The following is a 19,284-nucleotide window of genomic DNA, read 5'->3' on the forward strand; positions in this document are numbered from 1 at the left end:
GGCTTTTGTATAGTCCCCAGGCCAACCTATCCCTCGGGATAATTGTCTGAAGGCGTACGCTGGCCTAGGCTGCCCGGGGCTGGGAAACGCCCATGCCCGCGCGAGGAAGCCATGATCCGAATAGGTAATGCCCAGGTGTCGCTGGAGCGGCGCGAAGCCTTTGTTGATGGCAAGCCGATCCTGTTGGGCGGGCGTGCCTTCGAGGTGCTGGCGACGCTGATCAAGGCCAAGGGCCGGGTGGTCGGCAAGGACGAGCTGTTCAGCCAGGTGTGGGCTGGCACGGTGGTGGAGGACAACAACCTCCAGGTGCAGGTGTCCTTGCTGCGCAAGGCCTTTGGTGACCGTGGCCTGATCCAGACCGTGCCGCGCCGGGGCTACCGCCTGGCCGCCGAGATCAGCCTCGAGGTGCCTGGCGAGGCGTTGGGCAAATCGCCGCTGTGCGCCGTGGCCGACACTGTCGAGTTGTTCGATGAGCACTTGAACGTGCCGGTGCTGGTGGTGGATGACGACCCGTCGGTGCGTACGGCGTTAGGCCGCCTGCTGCGCTCGCAGGACATTCCGCATCATTTGTTCGCCAGTGCCGAGGCGTTGTTCGAGGCCCGCCTGGAAACCCCCTATGCCTGCCTGTTGCTGGACATGCACCTGCCCGATACCAGCGGCCTGGAGGTACAAGACGCGCTGCGCCGGCTGGCGCTGCCCTGGCCGATCGTGTTCATGACCGGCTTCGGCACCATCCCGATGACCGTCCAGGCCATGCGTGCCGGGGCCGTGGAGTTCCTGACCAAACCGTTCGACGAAGACCAGCTGCTGACACTGCTGCAGGCGGTGCGCACGCGTGCCGTGGCCGAAGGACGCAGGTGGCACCATGCGCGGCAGGTCGAGGAAAAGTACCAGCGCCTGACCCAGCGCGAGCGCCAGGTGTTCTCGCTGGTGGTTGGCGGCCTCTCGCACAAGCAGATCGCCAAGCAGATCGGCACCAGCGAGGTGACGACCAAGGTGCACAAGAAGAACATCATGAACAAGATGCAGTCCCGCTCGCTCTTGGAGCTGGTGGCCATGCACAACGTCATCGGGGCGCAGCCTGAAGGCCTGGGCGGCGCATGAGCAGAGCGGTGTGCATCGTCGACGACGATGCGTCGGTGCGCAAAAGCCTGGCAAACCTGCTGCGTTCGGCAGGTTTCGAGACCTTGTCGTTTGCTGCAGGGGACCTGTTCCTGGCCTCGGCACTGGCGCGGCAAGCGGGGTGTGTGCTGCTCGACCTGAGGATGCCTGGAATGAGCGGGCTGGCGGTGCAGCGCGAACTGGCCCGGCTGGAGTGGCGTTTGCCGGTGATCTGCATGTCGGCGCATTGGGATGAAGGGGCGGTGCGGGCGGCGATGGCGCTTGGGGCGCTGGTCTGCCTGGGCAAGCCATTTTCTGAAGAGGTGCTGCTGAAGGTGGTTGAAGATGCTTTGCTGGGCAGCCAGTGATGCCTGTGTCGGCCCTTCGCGGGCTTGCCCGCTCCCACAGGGATCTCCACAACCCTTGAAACTGTGGTGTCTCTTGTGTCGCGATGGGCTGCAAGGCAGCCCCGGCGATCTAGCTGCTCCCCGGCCGGTACTGCAGGGCCTCGGCCAGATGCGCCCGGCCAATTGCCTGGCTGCCTTCCAGATCCGCCAGCGTCCGCGCCACCTTCAACAACCGGTGTGCCGCGCGCAACGACAGGGTCAGCCGTTCACAGGCCCCCTCCAGCCAGGCCTGGTCCGCCGCTGCCAACCCACAATGGTGGCGCAACCCCTCAAGGTCGAGAAACGCATTCGCACACCCTTGCCGCCGCTGTTGCAGTTCACGTGCCTCGGCTACCTTGGCCGCCACATCGGCACTGGTCTCACCGCAGGGCTGGTTGTTCAGCGTGGTGCTCTCCCGGGCCACGGTCAGGTGCAGGTCGATACGGTCCAGCAACGGCCCGGACAGCTTGTTGCGATACCGCGCGATCTGCTCGGTACTGCAGCGGCAGCGGCCAGTGGGGTCGCCCAGGTAGCCGCAAGGGCAGGGGTTCATTGCCGCCACCAGTTGGAAACGTGCCGGGAAGCGCACCTTGTCGCGGGCCCGGGCAATCACGATCTCGCCCGACTCCAGCGGCTCGCGCAACACCTCCAGCACGCGCCGCTCGAATTCCGGCAATTCATCCAGAAACAGCACGCCATGGTGGGCCAGGGTGATTTCGCCCGGTTGCGGCCGGCTGCTGCCGCCGACCAGCGCCGGGCCGGAGGCGGAGTGGTGTGGATGGCGAAAAGGCCGCTGCGGCCAGCTGCTCAGAGGCGCATGGCCGCTGACCGACTGGATCGCCGCCACTTCCAGTGCCTCGTGCTCGTCCAGCGGTGGCAGCAGCCCTGGCAGGCGGCTGGCGAGCAAGGTCTTGCCGGTACCGGGAGGCCCGGTGAACAGCAGGTTATGTGCCCCGGCCGCCGCTAGCAGCAGTGCACGCTTGGCAGCTAGTTGGCCCTGCACCTCGCTCAGGTCCGGGTACGGGCGTTGCTGCAGGATCAGGCCGTTGGCCGCATACGGCGGCAACGGCACCTGGCCGTTCAGGTGGGCGACTAGCTCCAGCAGGTGCCCCACCGCATAAACCACCAGCCCGCCTGCCAGGCTGGCCTCCTCGGCATTCTCCCGTGGCACCACCAGCGCCCGGCCTGCTTCGCGTGCCGCCAGTGCCGCGGGTAGCACGCCCTGCACCGGGCGCAACTTGCCAGACAGTGCCAGTTCGCCCAGGCACTCGACCTCGGCAAGGGTGGCCGTTGGTACCTGGCCATCGGCGGCGAGGATACCCAGGGCAATGGCCAGGTCATAGCGCCCGCCATCCTTGGGCAGGTCGGCGGGGGCGAGGTTCTGGGTGATGCGCCGCTGCGGATAGTTCAAACCGGAGTTGACGATGGCGCTGCGTACCCGGTCCTTGCTCTCTTTGACCGTGGTTTCCGGCAGACCGACCAGCGTGAGATGGGGCAAGCCGTTGGCCAGGTGGGTTTCGACGCTGACCGCCGGTGCCTGCACGCCCACCTGGGCGCGACTGTGGACGAGGGCTAGGGACATGGACGCTCCGTTGTCGCTGAAAAGGGCCGCTTCCTGCGGCTTTGCAAGCATAGCCAGCGCGGCCCGGGCCGGAGCTACAAGTGTGCGTCGTGGTTTTTCAGGCTAGGGCGTTACCCTGTATTTTCATGCCCTTGCGCATTCATTCATCCTGCGGGGCTGGATTCAGCCGTGCTTCCAGTTCGGCTACCTGTTTTTCCAGGGCCTCGAGGCGCGCGCGGGTGCGCGCCAGGACGACCATCTGGCTGTCGAATTCTTCGCGGCTGACCAGGTCCAGCTTGCTGAAGGCACCTTGCATCAGCACCTTGAACTGGCTTTCCAGTTCGGCGCGGGGCTGGGCGGTATCGCTGCTGAACAGGCGCGAGGCCTGGTCGCTCAGGGCATCGAGAAGGGCTTTGGGCGCGAGCATGGGGCTGTCCACTGATACTGGGAAATGGCCGGCAGTGTAACACGGGCGAACCTGGCCCTTGATTGCACATTGGTCCTTGTGGGAGCGGCCTTGTGTCGCGAAAGGGCTGCGCAGCAGCCCCGGGATATCGGTTGCGCAGCATGCATTGCCGGGGCCGCTGTGCGGCCCTTTCGCGACACAAGGCCGCTCCCACAAAAATCATTCGCCCTCGCCACGCGGTTGCACATTTTTCGAGCAATGCGCCAGGTCGGTATGCACCGAAATTGTGCATGTTACGCATGCTGGCGACTGGCCAATCCCGACTGATTCACATAACTCGCTGTTTTCCCGTGCTTTGACGGAACTGGCAAGGTTTCTGCAAAGACCACTGCGAGCCATGCACTGATGCAGTTCCTTGTGACCAGGCAGTGCGCACGCGGAGCCGGATGCCGACGACGCGTTACAAAGCCAAGCGCTGCGCTTAGACTTGAGACGGGTTTGTTTTCCTGGGGCAAGTCCACCAAATCGGGAGAGAGTTTCATGAAGCTAGTCACAGCCATCATCAAGCCGTTCAAGCTGGACGACGTGCGCGAGTCGCTGTCGGAAATCGGCGTGCAGGGCATCACCGTCACCGAAGTCAAAGGCTTCGGTCGGCAGAAGGGCCATACCGAGCTGTATCGCGGTGCTGAATACGTGGTCGATTTCCTGCCCAAGGTGAAGATCGATGTCGCCATCGATGACAAGGACCTTGATCGGGTAATCGAAGCCATCACCAAGGCAGCCAACACCGGCAAGATCGGTGACGGCAAGATTTTCGTGGTGAATCTGGAGCAGGCGATCCGTATCCGTACCGGCGAAACCGATACCGACGCGATCTAAGCAGCAACAAAGCCTCACCAAACCCAACGCCCCAGGAGAAAACAACATGACTCTGCGTAAGATCGCAGGGCTAGGAGCCCTATTGTCCCTCGTAATGCCCGGGCTTGCCCTGGCCGAGGAAGCTGCCCCAGCGCTGAACTCCGGCGACACCGCCTGGATGCTGACCGCAACGGCGCTGGTGCTGTTCATGACCATTCCGGGCCTGGCCCTGTTCTATGGCGGCATGGTGCGTTCCAAGAACGTGCTGTCGGTGATGATGCAGTGCTTTGCAATCACTGGCCTGATGAGCATTCTCTGGGTCGTCTACGGCTACAGCATGGCCTTCGATACCACCGGTATGGAAAAGGGCGTGCTCAACTTCAATTCCTTCGTCGGCGGCTTCTCCAAGGCATTCCTCAGCGGCGTCACGCCCTCGAACCTGACCTCGGCTGCCGCGCTGTTCCCTGAAGCGGTATTCATCACCTTCCAGATGACCTTCGCCATCATCACCCCGGCGCTGATCGTCGGTGCCTTCGCCGAGCGCATGAAGTTCTCCGCGATGCTGGTGTTCATGGGCATCTGGTTCACCCTGGTCTACGCGCCGATCGCGCACATGGTCTGGAGCGGCGACGGTGCTCTGATGTGGGACTGGGGCGTGCTGGATTTCGCCGGCGGCACCGTGGTGCACATCAACGCCGGTATCGCGGGCCTGGTCTGCTGCCTGGTGCTGGGCAAGCGCAAGGGCTACCCGACCACCCCGATGGCCCCGCACAACCTGGGCTACACCCTGATGGGCGCGGCCATGCTGTGGATCGGCTGGTTCGGCTTCAACGCGGGCTCTGCCGCTGCCGCCAACGGCACCGCCGGCATGGCCATGCTGGTGACCCAGATTGCCACCGCCGCCGCGGCCCTGGGCTGGATGTTCGCCGAGTGGATCGGCCACGGTAAGCCGAGCGCCCTGGGTATCGCTTCGGGCGTGGTCGCCGGCCTGGTCGCCATCACCCCGGCTGCCGGCACCGTAGGCCCGATGGGTGCCCTGGTGATCGGCCTGGTCTCGGGTGTGGTCTGCTACTTCTGCGCCACCAGCCTCAAACGCAAGCTGGGCTATGACGACTCGCTGGACGCCTTCGGCGTGCACGGCATCGGCGGTATCATCGGCGCCATCCTCACCGGCGTGTTCGCAGCCCCGGCATTGGGCGGCTTCGGTGCCGTCACCGACATCGGCATGCAGGTCTGGATCCAGGCCAAGGGCGTGATCTTCACCGTGGTCTACACCGCCATCGTCACCTACGTGATCCTCAAGGTGCTGGATGTAGTGATGGGCCTGCGGGTCAGCGAAGAAGAAGAGTCGGTCGGCCTCGACCTGGCTCAGCACAACGAGCGCGGCTACAACCTGTAACTGCGACGCGGTAAAAACTTGCCCGGCTTGCCGGGCATTTTTTTGCCAGATTTTTAGCATTTCCCGCACGGCAAACGGTTTATCCGACACGTTCGCGACGTAGGCGGAAATCTTACAAAACGCAGAGCATTCATGGTGCTTTGCTTTTTCTGCTGGCGCGCTAGAATGCGCGCCGAAGGGTGTTTGACGAGTAGTCCACACGCTTCGCCAGCCTTTGCTAGGCTTGCCAATAGCGTGTGGCCAGCAGGGGCTAAAGGATTTGTCAGGTCCTGCCAGGAGCAGGGCCTGCTGGGTGCCGCCTCCCATCAGGAGCGCCGACCCTAGGGCAGTGGCCTAACCCACGGCCAGTTGAATTTTCACTGGTGGCTGCCGGTCTACGGCTGCACTGGTCTATAACTAACCTGCTTTTCGCAAGTCATGAGGTAGAACATGAGCGACGACGATCTGGAAAATGATGACCTCGAAGTAGGCGACGAAGACGAGGGCGATGAAGGCCTCGAAGCGGCAGCTGATGACGGCGCCGAAGACGCTGGCGATGACGACAGCAGCCCGGCACCCGCTGCCAAGGGCAAATCCAAGGCCGCGGTCTCGGTAGACGAGATGCCGAGCATGGAAGCCAAGCAGAAGGAGCGTGACGCCCTGGCCAAGGCCATGGAAGAGTTCCTCGCTCGCGGCGGCAAGGTTCAGGAAGTCGAGGCCAACGTGGTCGCCGACCCGCCCAAGAAGCCGGACAACAAGTACGGCAGCCGCCCTATCTGAGTGGCTGATCGAAAAAAAGCCCGCCGTCGCTGCGGGCTTTTTTGTGCCTACTGTTCAGGCCAGGTTGACGCGGTCCCTGTAGGAGCGGCCTTGTGTCGCGAAAGGGCTGCGAAGCAGCCCCAGGGTTTTCGCGTAGATGCACGAATTGCTGGGGCTGCTTCGCAGCCCTTTCGCGACACAAGGCCGCTCCTACAACGGGCCGCGCAGGCTTCGAGGGCTGTGCAGTACCTGTCAGCGCCAGCGCGCGAGGATGTCGGGTAACTGCGACAGGCGCTGGATCTCGGCATCAGGCGCCTGTTCGCCTACCCACGCCTTGCCCTGCGGGTTGAACCACACCGCGCGCAGCCCGGCACGCTGGGCGCCGGCGATGTCATCGCCCGGGTGGTCACCGATGTGCACCGCCGCGCTGGCCTCAACGGCACCGCGGCGCAGGGCTTCGAGGAACGGCGCCGGGTCCGGCTTGCCGATACCGAGGTCCTCGGCACACAGGGCAAAGCGGAAATAGTCCGCCAGCCCCAGCCGGCTCACGTCGGCATTGCCGTTGGTGACCACGCCCAAGGTGTAGTGATGGCGCAGGATCTCCAGCACCGGCTGCACCTCCGGGAAGATCTCCACCTGGTGGCGGGCATGCAGGAATACTTCGAAACCTTCGTTGGCCAGCTCCTGCGCATGCTTTTCGCTGTAGCCGACTTCTTCCAGGGCATGGAACAGCACCCGTCGGCGCAGGGCGCTGATGCGGTGCTTCAGGCCGGGTTCGGCCTGCACCAGGCGCTCGCGAATGGCGAACAGGTGCTCCACCGGCACGCCGCCAAGGATTGGGGCGTTGGCTTCGAGCCAGTCGCGCAGCACGACTTCCGCGCTGGCAATCACCGGCGCGGTATCCCACAGGGTGTCGTCGAGGTCGAAGGTGATCAGCTTGATGCTCATGAGTCTGTGCCTTTGCTGCGTTTGGCCCGAGGGTGGGCGCTGTCGTACACCGCGGCCAGGTGCTGGAAGTCCAAGTGGGTATAGATCTGCGTGGTGCCGATGTCGGCATGGCCGAGCATCTCTTGCACTGCGCGCAGGTCCTGGGACGATTCCAGCACGTGGCTGGCGAAGGAATGGCGAAGCATGTGTGGGTGCAGGTGCTGGCCCAGCTCGCGCTCACCGGCTGCCTTCACCCGTTGCTGAACGGCCCGTGGGCTGATGCGGTTGCCCTGGCGGGTGATGAACACCGCGCGGTCGCGCGGGTTGCCGATGCCGCGCAGGCGGTACCAGGCCTGCAACGCTTCGCGGGCCTTGCGGCCGACCGGCAGCACGCGGGCCTTGCCGCCCTTGCCCAGCACCTGCACCAGGCCGGCGGCGAGGTCCAGGTGATCGAGGTCGAGGTTGGTCAGCTCGGACAGGCGCAGGCCCGACGAATAGAACAGTTCGAGGATGGCCTGGTCACGACGGGCGATGAAGTCATCGTCGACACCGCCATCAAGCAGTTGCAGGGCGCGGTCGGTGTCCAGCACCTTGGGCAGCCGGCGTTCGCCCTTGGGCGCGCTCAGGCCGCTGGCCGGGTCGTGCTGGCACAGGCCTTCGCGGTTGAGATAGCGGTACAGGCCACGCACCGCCGACAGTAGCCGGGCCAGGCTGCGCGAGGACTGGCCGTGGTGGTGCTGGCGGGCGATCAGCTGGCGCAGCTGCTGGATCTGCAGCGCCTGCCAATCGGCAATGCCGTGCTCCTTGCAGTAGGCGACCACCTTGTCGAGGTCGCGACGGTAGCCCAGCAGGGTGTGCTCGGACACCTGGCGCTCGTTGCGCAGGTGTGCGCAATAAGCCTCCAGCTGGCGTTCCATCAGCGTACCGGGCGCAGGGTCTGGGTAACGCGTGGCACAACGCGGCCAAGTACCTCGGCAATGTAGCCAAGGAACAAGGTACCGACGCTGCTCTTGTAGTGTTGCGGGTCGCGGCTGCCGATCGCCAGCACCCCGTGCAGGCCCTGGTATTCCAGGGCAGCCACGGCGCTGGAGCCCACTTCCCGGCGCTGTTCTTCACCGAACAGGAAGGCCAGCTCGTGCTCGCGCAGGTTGCCGCTGACCGTCTTGCCGCCGCCCAGCAGGGCACCGATGGCCTGCTGCGCTTCGGCGTTGCTGACCCAGCGCCCGACCGGCGCGACGTTTTCGCCGAACAGGATCAGGCTGACGAAGGGCACCTGGAACTCCTGGCGCAGGCTGTCTTCGACCGCCATCACCACTTCTTCCAGGCTGCCGGCGTCGAGCAGGTCGAGGATCAGCCGGCGGGTCTTGTCGAACAGCCGATCGTTGTCGCGGGCCACGTCCATCAGTTGCGACAGGCGGTGGCGCATCTCGATGTTGCGGTCGCGCAACAGCTTGAGCTGGCGCTCCACCAGCGACACGCTGTCGCCACGCTGGTGCGGGATGCGCTGTTCGATCAGCAGCTCGTCGTGCTCGGCGAAGAAGGTGGGGTGGGCGCGCAGGTAGGCGACCACCGCTTCGGCATCGAGCTCGGCGGACTGCTGGGGTACAACCTGGGGCTGATCGGTCATGGCGGTTACTCGCTTAGAGACGAACCTGTCCTTCGTAGACGCGTACGGCCGGGCCGGTCATCAGCACGGGCTTGCCGGGGCCGGCCCATTCGATGTGCAGGCGGCCACCGGGCAGGTCGAGGGACACCGGGGAGTCCATCCAGCCCTGGCTGATCGCCGCCACGGCGGCGGCGCAGGCGCCGGTGCCGCAGGCCTGGGTTTCGCCCGCACCACGTTCCCACACACGCAGGTTGGCGCGGTGGCGGTCGATGACCTGGAGGAAGCCGGCATTCACCCGCTGCGGGAAGCGTGGGTGGTTCTCGATCTTCGGGCCCAGCTGGTGCACAGGGGCGGTACGCACATCGTCGACACGCAGCACGGCATGCGGGTTACCCATGGACACGGCGGCAATCGAATGCACCTGGCCGTCGACTTCCAATGGGTAGTTCAGCGCCTGCTCGTCGGCGACGAAGGGGATTTCGGCAGGGATGAAGCGCGGTGGGCCCATGTCGACACTGATCTGGCCGTCGTTCTGCACGTCCAGCTCGATGATGCCGCTCTTGGTTTCCACGCGGATGCGCTTTTTCGCGGTCAGGCGCTTGTCCAGCACGAAGCGGGCGAAGCAGCGCGCACCGTTGCCGCACTGCTCGACCTCGGAGCCGTCGGCATTGAAGATGCGGTAGCGGAAGTCCACTTCCGGGTTGTTCGGCGCCTCGACGATCAGCAACTGGTCGAAGCCGATGCCGGTGTGGCGGTCACCCCATTGCTTGGCGTGCTTGGGCTGGATGTGCGCGTGCTGGCTGACCAGGTCGAGGACCATGAAGTCGTTGCCCAGCCCATGCATCTTGGTAAAACGCAGCAGCATGGGCTTACTCCGGCAGCAGGCTTTCGCCAGCGTACAATTCGGCGATGGTCTCGCGGCGGCGTACTTCGAAGGCCTGGTCGCCGTCGACCAGGATTTCAGCGCAACGGCCACGGGTGTTGTAGTTGGAGCTCATGACAAAACCATAGGCGCCCGCGGACTGTACGGCCAGCAGGTCACCTTCGGCCAGGTTCAGCACGCGGTCCTTGCCGAGGAAGTCGCCAGTCTCGCAGATCGGGCCGACCAGGTCGTAGGCACGGCCTTCGCCTGCGCGTGGCTTGACCGCGCTGACACCCATCCAGGCCTGGTACAGGGCCGGGCGGATCAGGTCGTTCATCGCCGCATCGATGATGGCGAAGTCCTTGTGCTCGGTGTGCTTGAGGTATTCCACGCGGGTCAGCAGGACGCCGGCGTTGGCCACGATGTAGCGGCCCGGCTCGAACACCAGGGCCAGGTCGCGGTCGCCGACGCGCTCGCGGATCGCCTTGATGTAGTCGGCCACCAGCGGCGGCTCCTCATCGCGGTAACGCACGCCGACACCGCCACCCAGGTCCAGGTGGCGCAGGTGGATGCCGCACTCTGCCAGGCGGTCGACCAGCACCAGCAGGCGGTCGAGGGCATCGAGGAAAGGCTCGACGGTGGTCAGTTGCGAACCGATGTGGCAGTCGACACCGACCACTTCCAGGTTCGGCAGCTGCGCGGCGCGCACGTAGATGGCCTCGGCGTCGGCGATGGCGATGCCGAACTTGTTCTCTTTCAGGCCGGTGGAGATGTACGGGTGGGTGCCGGCGTCGACGTCCGGGTTGACCCGCAGCGAGATCGGGGCAACCTTGCCCATCTCGGCGGCCACCACTTGCAGGCGCTCCAGTTCGTCGGTGGATTCGACGTTGAAGCAGTGCACGCCGACTTCCAGGGCACGGCGCATGTCGTCGCGGGTCTTGCCGACGCCGGAGAACACCACGCGGTCGGCACGGCCGCCAGCGGCCAGCACGCGCTCCAGCTCACCGCCGGAGACGATGTCGAAGCCTGCGCCCAGGCGCGCCAGCACGTTCAGTACGCCGAGGTTGGAGTTGGCCTTGACCGCGAAGCACACCAGGTGCTCGGTGCGTTGCAGGGCGTCGGCGTAGCTACGGTACTGGGCCTCGATGTGGGCGCGCGAATACACGTAGGTCGGGGTGCCGTAGCGTTCGGCGATGGCCGACAGGCCCACGCCTTCCGCGAACAGCTCGCCGTCGCGGTAGTTGAAAGCGTTCATCTGGTTTCCTTACTGCGCTGGCGACTGCTCGGGCTCGGGCTCGAGCTCCGGCTCTGGCTGCTGCTCTTGTACCGGGGCCGGCTTGGCTTTTGGCTGGTGCTGGTGCGACTTGTGCGCTTTGCCGTTATCGCTGTCTTCTGGCAGATACAGCGGACCTTTCTGGCCGCAGGCCGAAACGAGGCAGGCAACAGCGACCAGCGCCGCGAGGGAGGAAATCAGGCGCTTCATGGGTGAAATCCTTAGAAATATGCAGTATTGCGCCCGAGTATACCGAGCGACCGACGGCTTGCCTATGCAAGGGCCGGCCCGCCGGGCGGGCTATTCTTACCGCCTGCAAGGGCCCTTTCGCGGCTGAAGCCGCTCCCACCTCGACCGCATCGGCCTCACGCCATGTGCAGTACTGTAGGAGCAGCCTTGTGCTGCGAAGAGGCCGGTACTGGCAACACATATCTGCAGCCTTGCCGGCCTCTTCGCAGCACAAGGCTGCTCCTACAGCTACTGCACTGGTCTCGGGCCCTGTAGGAGCGGCTTTAGCCGCGAAGGGGCAAGTGAAGGTAGCGGCTAAACCTTTGCATTCGGCGGCAAGCGCCCGTATCTTGCCGGGCTTGCCTGTAACGCAGCCAATTTCGAGGTTCCTGCAATGAGTTTGAGTGAAGCGCGTTTCCATGATCTGGTCGACGCGACCCAACAGGCCCTGGAAGACCTGTTCGACGAGAGCGGCCTGGACCTGGACATGGAGAACTCCGCTGGCGTCCTCACCGTCAAGTTCGAAGGCGGCGCCCAGCTGATCTTCAGCCGCCAGGAGCCGCTGCGCCAGCTGTGGCTGGCCGACCGTTCCGGCGGTTTCCACTTCGACTACGACGAAGACAGCGGCAAGTGGGTGTGCGAGAAGAGCGAAGAGCTGTTGGGCGAAATGCTCGAGCGCATCGTCTGGGAGCGGGCCGGCGAGAAGCTGGACTTCGACGAGATCTGACATGAGCAGCACCCAGGCCCGGCCGCCCAAGCCGCTCTACAGCAACGTCAGCCCCGCAGTACCGTCGCCCTGCATCAGCGTTTGCCGGCTGGACGAACAGCGGGTCTGCACGGGTTGCCACCGGCATGTCGAGCACATCCGCGAATGGCGTTCGGCCGATGACGAACGGCGCCGGCAGATCTGCCGCGAGGCCCAGGCCCTGCGCGACCAGGCTAAGGCACACTGATCGCAGGGGCTTGAGTATTTACCCGGCTGTGGTAACGTCGGGTTCTGCGTCGGTGACGCCAAAGCCTTCACAAACCCCGCCCTTGGGCGGGGTTTTGCTTTATCTGCACGATGAAAACCGCCTGTTCAAAGGAGTCTGACTGGATCATGAGCACCAAGCCTTCCCTCATCCTCACCCGATTGGACGTACAACGTCTGGAGCGTCTGATCGACAGCCTCGACGAGAGTACGCCGGGTGTGCTCGCCCTGCAGGACGAGCTGGACCGCGCCGAGCAGGTGGTCGGTCACGAGGAAGTCCCGGCTGGCGTGGTGACCATGAACTCGCGCGTGCACTGCCGTGAGGAAGCCAGCGGCAAGGACTACCATCTGACCCTGGTGTACCCGAAGGATGCCGGGCCGGAAGGCAAGGTCTCGATCCTGGCGCCGATCGGTTGCGCCTTGCTGGGGTTGTCGGTGGGCGCGCAGATCGACTGGCCGGCCCCGGGGGGCAAGACCCTCAAGCTGAAGCTGCTGGAAGTGGAATACCAGCCGGAAGCGGCGGGCGATTTCGACCTGTAAGGGCCAGGGGGCCGCTGTGGGAGCGGGTTTACCCGCGAAGAAGGCGACGCGGTGTATGGCACCGGCTTCGCCGGTGTTCGCGGGTGAACCCGCTCCCACATGTGTCCCCCGGCAACTCAGGATCCTTCTGCCAAAACCTGCTCCAACCCCTCATTCAAAGCCTGCTCCAGCTCCCGCTTGTAGCGCAGGTACAGCTGCGTCGACCCCAGCTGGTCATCCAGCAACTCGGACAAATCCAGGTCAGTGATGTAGCAGCGGTACTGTCCTGCACCACGTCGCTGCCCGAGGATTTGCCGGGCCGCTACCGCATATAGCTGTTCACCATGCTCCAGTTCGGAAAACTCCTGCTGGTCGCAATACAGCGTCACGTGCGCCGCACCCGCCACCCCGGCCTGGATGATCGCCTGCACCTCATAGTAAGGCTGGTCGCTACCCTCGAGCGGGGCCTGGCGCGGCTCGATGCTGCGCGCCTTGCCTGGCCCGGAAGGCAACAGTTGCGCGTAGTGGATGTCCAGTGAGGCCGCGCGCTGGGTGTCCAGCGGCAGCCGGGCATCACGGCGCATCACCACCGAGCGCAGAAAGCGCTGCAGCGGCAACAGCAGGTGGGCTTCGTCGTGCAGGGGCAGGCGTTGCTGCCACAGGGCATTGTATTCATCCAGCACGTACAGCTCGGCCCAGCCACCCTGCAGGCGGTAGAACACCTGGATGCAGGCCGGCCGGCCCTGCTCCAGCACCAGGTGCAGGTCGTGGTCCTGCAGGGCGTTGGCATCCAGGTATAGCGGGCTGTAGGCGCTACGCTCTTCGCCCAGGTGGTCCAGCAGTGCCTCGTGCTCGGCCAAGGTGGTGAGGCCGACATGCCCGGCCAGCAGCTCCAGCACATGGGTGTGCTGGGCCACCTGCAGCAGGTAGCGGTGGTTCAGGCCCTGGTCCAGCAGCAGCTGCACGGTGTCGAAGATTTCCTCCACGCGTTGGCCGATGGCTTGGGCGCGGCTGTGGCAGAAGCAGCGCACCCGCACCCTCGGCCGGTGGCCGCGCAGCACGGGGCTGTTGAGGAAGTCGCGCAGGCAGCGCACCAGCGCGTGCTCGCCGTCATAGCGCTGGACCAATACCTCGTTCCAGCTGTTGAGGGTGACCTGGTCCAGGGTCAGGACCAGGTTTTCGCGCACGCCTGCATAGCTCAACGAGTCGGTACGCTCGGTGGTCATCAGGATGTTCAGGTCGCGGTGGTGGCGCAGTGGGTCGATGGCGACGTTGACCAGCAGCAGCACCTCGTCGGCAACGCTGGGTTGCAGCAGGCGCACTTCGCTGACGGTCGGCAAGGGCAGGGGGATGCTCTGCTGCAGGCAGCCGACCAGGTTGAACAGCTCGAATTCGCTGAGGTCGCTGACACCCGGGTGCAGCGCCAGGCGCGTGCTGCTGTCGATCACCCCGTTGCGATGGGCCCAGGTCAGCAGTTCGAGCAGTTCGCGGCAACGCTTGAGCGGGCTGAAGTGGTCCACCTCATGGGGGCTCAGGTTGCCGGTGTACAGCTCCCAGTGGTGGCTGCCGGGCTCTTTGCGGTTAGGCGCCTGGACCAGGGTCAGGGTGCCTTCGGCCAGGTCCGGCGCGATACCGGGGTTGATCACTTCGACCTTGCCGGCGCGGCGCTCGAAGGCCGCGTAAAGGCGCCGGCCCAGCACATTGAGATCGCGCTGGTCGGCGCGGCTGCTGGCGTTCTGGGTGCGGGCGAACTGGCTGAGAAAGCGGTAGCTGTGGTTCAGTTCGGCCACCAACTCGCGGCGCTCGACGGCAACCTGTTGCACTTTCCATTGGTTGCGACTGTCCAGCAGGGCCAACTGGCGCTCGTCCCAGCCCCACTCGTCGGCCAGGCGCTGCAACAGCCGGCGTTGCCAGCCATTGGCCCGGGCCGGGTCGCTGAGCTTCTTGTTCACCTTCAGGTACAGGCTGCGCCGCACCAACTCCAGGCGCGCGTGTTCGCCACGCTGCAGCAGGTAGCGCTCGATGCGCCGGTACACCATCACGTACGGGTCCAGCTCGTCGAGGTCGAGCTGGTTGGCGAACACTGCCTGCTTGTAGTCCAGGCTCAGGCAGCGTACTGCGGGGTGTTCGCTGGCATAGGCCTCGGTCAGCAGCAGCTTGAGCAGCGACTTGTAGGGCGAGTCGATGCCTTTGAACAGTTGCCACAAGCCGGCGCCGACGAATTCGCCGGGCGGAATGTGCGCCAGGTTGCCGAGATCGAGGGCATCCTGGCTGCGGATGAAGCGCTTGGACAGCAGGGTCTGGGTATAGGTGTGGTAATCGTGTTCCTGGTAGACCGGCACCAGCCACCACAGTGGCGTGCGCCCGGCCAGCCAGATAGTCGTGCGGTAGAACTCGTCCAGCAGCAGGTAGTGCTGGGTGGTGCCGCAATCGTCGGAACCGAGCTGGCCCTCGCGTTGGCCCTGGGCGAAACCTTGCGTGTCGATCAGGAAGAAGTGTGCCTCGGCACCCAGGCTTTCCGCCCATGCCTCCAGCAGTTGGCATTTGCGGCGCAACTCGCCCAGCAGCTCGTCGGCCAGACCGGGTGCATGGCACACCCACAGGTCCATGTCGCTGTGCTCGGCCTGGGCCAGCGAGCCCAGGCTGCCCATCAGGAACAGGCCGTGGATCGGCCGCGGCGGGTTGCCATGGCGGGCCTTGTAGGTGAACGAGCGGGCCAGGCGCTGGGCCTCGACTACCAGGTCGGCGCTTGGCTCGTAGCCCGATACGCCGGCGGGGGTGCTGCCGGAGACATAGCCCGGCAGCAACGGGTGGTTCACATGAAACAGCAGCGGCAGCAGCGTCAGCACCTGTTGCTGGCGCGTCGACAGGCCCTCCAGGGCCCGCTGCAGCCGGCCCTGGTTGAGCCGCAGGAAGCGCGCACGCAATGTCGCCAGGACCTTGCGGTCGACGCCTTCGTCCAGGTCGGGGCGGATTTCGTGGGGGTGGTTCATTGCGCACTCGGGCAGGCCAGCGGAGCTGTGGCGAGTGTAGCCTGAGTGGCGGGGTCGGATAAGCGGCAATTGAAATATTGGCGCCATTTTCCCAGCGCGCGTGGGCGGCGGCTGCAGCTTTCGTTGCGCTTGAGGCATGATGGGGGTCTCAAGCTGATTGCGAGGTTTTCCGATGCGTGTGTGGATCGATGCCGACGCCTGCCCCAAGGCGGCCAAGGATCTGATCGTCAAGTTCGCCCTCAAGCGCAAGTTCGAGGTAGTGATGGTGGCGGGCCAGGCTGTGGCCAAGCCGGCGTTCGCGATCGTGCGCCTGATCGTGGTGCCCAGCGGCATGGACGCGGCCGATGATTACCTGGTGGAGCACGCCGTGCCTGGCGAGCTGGTGATCTGCAGTGACGTGCCGTTGGCCGACCGCCTGGTGAAAAAGGGCGTGGCGGCACTGGACCCGCGCGGGCGCGAGTTCGACGAGCGCAACATGGGTGATCGGCTGGCGGCGCGCAACCTGTTCACCGAGCTGCGCGAGCAGGGCCAGGTGGGGGGAGGGCAGGCGCCTTATGGCGAGCGCGAGAAACAGGCGTTTGCCAATGCGCTGGACCGGATCATTGCCCGGTTGTCCAAACCCTGAAGCGACCCGGCTGGCGGGATGGACACGACGTGTGGGAGCGGCCTTGTGTCGCGAAAGGGCCGCGAAGCGGCCCCAGGATTTCAGCTTCGCCGCATAAATTGCCGGGGCCGCGCTGCGGCCCTTTCGCGACACAAGGCCGCTCCCACAGGGACCGCGTCAGATTCTGAATCTTGCACCCGTTACTCGTGCGTCAGCTCCAGCACCCGGTCCACCAGCTTGTAGATCCCGCCAGCCGCTTCACTGATCGACTTGGCCTCCATGTACGCCGGGGTGGTCACCAGCTTGCGCTGGGTGTCCTCGACAATATCGTGCACATCGCACTCTTCATGGGTGCCACCCATCTTCGTCACGGCCGCCGCAGTGCCGGCGTCGGTACCGATGGTGCAGACCACGCCTGGCCCGTAGATCTTCGCCGCCAGCGCCGGCGAGATGCAGATCAGGCCAACTGGCTTGCAGGCATCGGCAAAGGCTTCGGCCAGGGCCAGCACATCTGGGTGGACGCTGCAGTTGGCGCCTTCCACGGCAAAGTTGGACAGGTTCTTCGCCGCCCCGAAACCGCCCGGCACGATCAGCGCATCGAAGTCTTCGGCCTTGGCTTCGCGTATGTCCTTGACCTCGCCGCGGGCAATGCGCGCCGACTCCACCAGCACATTGCGCGATTCGGGCATTTCCTCGCCGGTCAGGTGGTTGATCACATGCATCTGCGCAATGTTCGGCGCGAAGCACTGCACCTGCGCACCACGCTGGTCGAGGCGCAGCAGGGTGATCACGCTTTCGTGGATCTCGGCGCCGTCATAAACGCCACAGCCGGAAAGAATCACCGCTACTTTTTTTGTCATGCTTTTTACTCCAGTGTCGAGGCGCTAAATGTCCTCTAGTTTGGCAGATGTAGCCATAGGGATTCCTGCAAGCGCGGCCTAATCTTGGCGGATAACACCTGAGGTCGTACCCATGGACCTGATCCTGCTGGCCGTGCCGTTCTTCTTCGTGCTGATCGCCGTCGAACTGCTGGCCGACCGTGTGCGCGGCCAGCGCAACTTCACCCTGGCCGACTCGATCAACAGCCTCAGCACCGGTGCGCTGTCGACCAGTACCGGGTTGCTGACCAAAGGGGTGGGGCTGGTGACCTATGCCCTGGCGTTCGAGCACATGGCGTTGCTGCGCCTGCCGCCGCAGGCCTGGTGGGTGTGGCTGCTGGCCTTTGTCCTGTACGACTTCTGCTACTACTGGCTGCATCGTCTTGGCCACGAGCGCAACGTGCTGTGGGCTGCGCACTCGGTGCATCACCAGAGCGAGGAATACAACCTCACCACGGCGCTGCGCCAGACCAGCAGCGGGTTCATCTTCTCGTGGCTGTTCTACCTGCCGCTGGCGTTGCTCGGTGTGCCGCCGCTGGTGTTCATCACGGTGGCGTCGCTCAACCTGCTGTACCAGTTCTGGGTGCATACCCGGCACATTCCCAAGTTGGGCTGGCTTGAGTGGGTGTTGATCACGCCATCCAACCATCGCGTCCACCATGCGCAAAATCCTGCTTACTTGGATCGCAATTACGGCGGCGTGTTCATTCTCTGGGATCGTCTGTTCGGCACCTTCAAAGAGGAAGACCCGGCCGAGCCGGTGGTGTTCGGGGTGACCACGCCGCTGGCCAGCTGGAACCCGCTGTGGGCCAACCTGCAGTTCTATGCCCAGCTCTGGCACGACGCCCGTCGCGCCGGCAGCCTGTGGGACAAACTGCGCATCTGGTTCATGCCCACCGGCTGGCGCCCGGCCGATGTGGCTGCACGCTACCCGCAGGCCAAGCAGGACCTGGCGTTGTTTCGCAAGTTCGAGGTTGCCCTGGGCCGTGCGCAGCAGGCCTATGTGGCGGTGCAATTCGTGGGTTACGTGGCGCTGGGCAGCTATCTGATGGAGGTGGCCGAGCGCGTGCCAACCGCCGCCCTGGTACTCGGCTGGGCGCTGATGGCGTTTGGCTTGTTCGTGCTTGGCGCGCTGCTGGAGAACCGGCCATGGGCCGTGCGCCTGGAGCTGGTACGGCTGCTGGCGAACGCGCCGGCGCTGTACCTGGCCGGCGCACTGGGCCTAGCGGTGGTCGTGCCGCTGGCCTGGTTGCTGCTCGTGGCTTACAGCCTGCTCAGCCTCTGGGGCCTGGGCCTTGCCCGCCGCCTTGCGCTCCGCGCGCAACGTGCGGAAGCGCCGGCGCAGCCACAGCAGGCCGCCCAGCGCCAACAGGCCACCGAGCACCCATAGCTCGTAGCGCTTCACGTTGCCCAGCAGGCCTTCGAGGATGGCGCCGAAGTGATACGCGGCCGCGCCCAGGGCCACTGCCCAGATGGCAGCGCCAAGACCATTCAGCAGCAGATAGCGGCGTGGCGGGTAGCCGGACAGGCCAATGGCCACCGGCATGACCGTGCGCAGGCCATAGACGAAGCGGAAACTCAGTACCCAGATGTCGGGGTGGCGACGGATGTGGTCCAGCGCCCGGTCACCCATCGCCTGCCAGCGTGGTTTGCGTGCCAGGATCCTGCGCCCGTGGCGACGGCCCATGAAGTACCACAGCTGGTCGCCGGCATAGCTGCCGAAAAACGCCACCAGGCACACCAGGTTGATGTCCATGTAACCGCGGAACGCAAGGAATCCCGCAAGCACCAGAATGGTCTCGCCTTCGAAGAAGGTGCCTAGAAAAAGGGCGAAGTAGCCGAAATCCTGCAGGAATTGTTGAAGCATTTTCTGAGGTGCTGGCGAAATGAACGCGAAGCCTACCCCTTCGCGCGCGTTCGTGAAAGTGTCCAAATGTGTCTCGACATGAACAATTCCTGCTCGGAGAATGCCAAA

20 protein-coding genes and 1 pseudogene are annotated in these 19,284 nt (G+C 64.8%); 10 read left to right on the forward strand and 11 right to left on the reverse strand.

Annotation, left to right across the window (positions count from 1 at the left end; translation table 11 throughout):
* Window positions 1-111 precede the first annotated feature (111 nt).
* Both ACGLHT_RS01625 and ACGLHT_RS01630 read left to right on the forward strand, forming a co-directional pair.
* A complete protein-coding gene (locus ACGLHT_RS01625; protein WP_085615914.1) occupies window positions 112-1,104 on the forward strand; it encodes a response regulator in 993 nt (330 codons plus the stop codon).
* Entirely contained in the window at window positions 1,101-1,469 is a 369-nt protein-coding gene (locus tag ACGLHT_RS01630) for a response regulator transcription factor (RefSeq protein WP_075046733.1), read from the forward strand. Before ACGLHT_RS01625 ends, ACGLHT_RS01630 begins: the two co-directional genes overlap by 4 nt.
* Window positions 1,470-1,578: 109 nt before the next feature.
* Here the strand turns inward: ACGLHT_RS01630 and ACGLHT_RS01635 are convergent, their stop codons facing one another.
* Window positions 1,579-3,069: a YifB family Mg chelatase-like AAA ATPase gene (locus tag ACGLHT_RS01635; RefSeq protein ID WP_137162651.1), complete on the reverse strand. Its 1,491-nt coding sequence runs from the start codon at window positions 3,067-3,069 to the stop codon at window positions 1,579-1,581.
* Window positions 3,070-3,208: 139 nt separating this feature from the next.
* Window positions 3,209-3,475: an accessory factor UbiK family protein gene (locus tag ACGLHT_RS01640; RefSeq protein ID WP_025341076.1), complete on the reverse strand. Its 267-nt coding sequence runs from the start codon at window positions 3,473-3,475 to the stop codon at window positions 3,209-3,211.
* 519 nt (window positions 3,476-3,994) lie between these two features.
* Here ACGLHT_RS01640 and glnK point away from each other — a divergent pair.
* From glnK to sutA, 3 genes are all read left to right on the forward strand, one after another.
* Window positions 3,995-4,333 carry a P-II family nitrogen regulator gene (glnK, locus tag ACGLHT_RS01645; RefSeq protein WP_002555808.1) on the forward strand — a complete coding sequence of 113 codons (339 nt, stop codon included), beginning with the start codon at window positions 3,995-3,997 and terminating at the stop codon, window positions 4,331-4,333.
* Between the two features lie 46 nt (window positions 4,334-4,379).
* Window positions 4,380-5,711 (forward strand): ammonium transporter, encoded by a 1,332-nt coding sequence (locus ACGLHT_RS01650; RefSeq protein ID WP_025341075.1) that lies wholly within the window; start codon window positions 4,380-4,382, stop codon window positions 5,709-5,711.
* A 429-nt stretch (window positions 5,712-6,140) separates the two neighbouring features.
* On the forward strand, window positions 6,141-6,470 hold the full coding sequence (sutA, locus tag ACGLHT_RS01655) for a transcriptional regulator SutA (protein WP_013974748.1): 330 nt from the start codon (window positions 6,141-6,143) through the stop codon (window positions 6,468-6,470).
* 231 nt (window positions 6,471-6,701) lie between these two features.
* On the opposite strand, the gene ACGLHT_RS01660 is transcribed toward sutA, so the two are convergent.
* From ACGLHT_RS01660 to ACGLHT_RS01685, 6 genes are read right to left on the reverse strand one after another with little or no spacing between them, the layout of a single operon-like run.
* Window positions 6,702-7,397, reverse strand: a complete 696-nt coding sequence (locus tag ACGLHT_RS01660) for an HAD family hydrolase (RefSeq protein WP_025341074.1) — start codon at window positions 7,395-7,397, stop codon at window positions 6,702-6,704.
* Window positions 7,394-8,293: a tyrosine recombinase XerC gene (gene xerC, locus ACGLHT_RS01665; protein WP_013974746.1), complete on the reverse strand. Its 900-nt coding sequence runs from the start codon at window positions 8,291-8,293 to the stop codon at window positions 7,394-7,396. The genes ACGLHT_RS01660 and xerC overlap by 4 nt, the downstream gene beginning before the upstream one ends.
* Entirely contained in the window at window positions 8,293-9,003 is a 711-nt protein-coding gene (locus ACGLHT_RS01670) for a DUF484 family protein (protein WP_015272252.1), read from the reverse strand. Before ACGLHT_RS01670 ends, xerC begins: the two co-directional genes overlap by 1 nt.
* A gap of 13 nt (window positions 9,004-9,016) precedes the next feature.
* On the reverse strand, window positions 9,017-9,847 hold the full coding sequence (dapF, locus tag ACGLHT_RS01675; protein WP_075046727.1) for a diaminopimelate epimerase: 831 nt from the start codon (window positions 9,845-9,847) through the stop codon (window positions 9,017-9,019).
* Window positions 9,848-9,851: 4 nt separating this feature from the next.
* Entirely contained in the window at window positions 9,852-11,099 is a 1,248-nt protein-coding gene (gene lysA / locus ACGLHT_RS01680) for a diaminopimelate decarboxylase (protein WP_274119863.1), read from the reverse strand.
* 9 nt (window positions 11,100-11,108) lie between these two features.
* On the reverse strand, window positions 11,109-11,327 hold the full coding sequence (locus ACGLHT_RS01685; RefSeq protein WP_025341070.1) for a lipoprotein: 219 nt from the start codon (window positions 11,325-11,327) through the stop codon (window positions 11,109-11,111).
* Window positions 11,328-11,739: 412 nt separating this feature from the next.
* On the opposite strand from ACGLHT_RS01685, the gene cyaY reads away from it, so the two are divergent.
* The 3 genes from cyaY to rnk all read left to right on the forward strand — a co-directional run bounded on the left by cyaY (window position 11,740) and on the right by rnk (window position 12,855).
* Window positions 11,740-12,072: an iron donor protein CyaY gene (gene cyaY / locus ACGLHT_RS01690; RefSeq protein WP_004575827.1), complete on the forward strand. Its 333-nt coding sequence runs from the start codon at window positions 11,740-11,742 to the stop codon at window positions 12,070-12,072.
* Window position 12,073: 1 nt separating this feature from the next.
* Window positions 12,074-12,298 carry a DUF1289 domain-containing protein gene (locus ACGLHT_RS01695; protein WP_013974742.1) on the forward strand — a complete coding sequence of 75 codons (225 nt, stop codon included), beginning with the start codon at window positions 12,074-12,076 and terminating at the stop codon, window positions 12,296-12,298.
* A gap of 146 nt (window positions 12,299-12,444) precedes the next feature.
* Complete coding sequence (gene rnk / locus ACGLHT_RS01700) at window positions 12,445-12,855, forward strand: nucleoside diphosphate kinase regulator (protein ID WP_025341069.1); 411 nt, start codon at window positions 12,445-12,447, stop codon at window positions 12,853-12,855.
* A gap of 116 nt (window positions 12,856-12,971) precedes the next feature.
* Here rnk and ACGLHT_RS01705 read toward each other — a convergent pair whose 3' ends face one another.
* Complete coding sequence (locus ACGLHT_RS01705) at window positions 12,972-15,827, reverse strand: class I adenylate cyclase (protein ID WP_274078270.1); 2,856 nt, start codon at window positions 15,825-15,827, stop codon at window positions 12,972-12,974.
* Between the two features lie 172 nt (window positions 15,828-15,999).
* Between ACGLHT_RS01705 and ACGLHT_RS01710 the strand changes: the two genes are divergently transcribed.
* The gene (locus tag ACGLHT_RS01710; RefSeq protein ID WP_013974739.1) at window positions 16,000-16,452 is read left to right on the forward strand and encodes a YaiI/YqxD family protein; all 453 of its coding nucleotides are present in this window, start codon (window positions 16,000-16,002) and stop codon (window positions 16,450-16,452) included.
* Window positions 16,453-16,631: 179 nt separating this feature from the next.
* Here ACGLHT_RS01710 and elbB read toward each other — a convergent pair whose 3' ends face one another.
* Window positions 16,632-17,291 (reverse strand): isoprenoid biosynthesis glyoxalase ElbB, encoded by a 660-nt coding sequence (elbB, locus tag ACGLHT_RS01715; protein ID WP_025341066.1) that lies wholly within the window; start codon window positions 17,289-17,291, stop codon window positions 16,632-16,634.
* Window positions 17,292-17,601: 310 nt separating this feature from the next.
* On the opposite strand from elbB, the pseudogene ACGLHT_RS01720 reads away from it, so the two are divergent.
* Window positions 17,602-18,030 (forward strand): annotated as a pseudogene (locus ACGLHT_RS01720) (sterol desaturase family protein); the annotation flags it as partial.
* A 501-nt stretch (window positions 18,031-18,531) separates the two neighbouring features.
* On the opposite strand, the gene ACGLHT_RS01725 reads toward ACGLHT_RS01720, so the two are convergent.
* Window positions 18,532-19,176, reverse strand: a complete 645-nt coding sequence (locus ACGLHT_RS01725; protein ID WP_085704029.1) for a DedA family protein — start codon at window positions 19,174-19,176, stop codon at window positions 18,532-18,534.
* Between the last annotated feature and the right edge of the window lie 108 nt (window positions 19,177-19,284).

The organism is Pseudomonas sp. PsB (assembly GCF_043658375.1).
Lineage (GTDB): Bacteria > Pseudomonadota > Gammaproteobacteria > Pseudomonadales > Pseudomonadaceae > Aquipseudomonas > Aquipseudomonas putida_Z.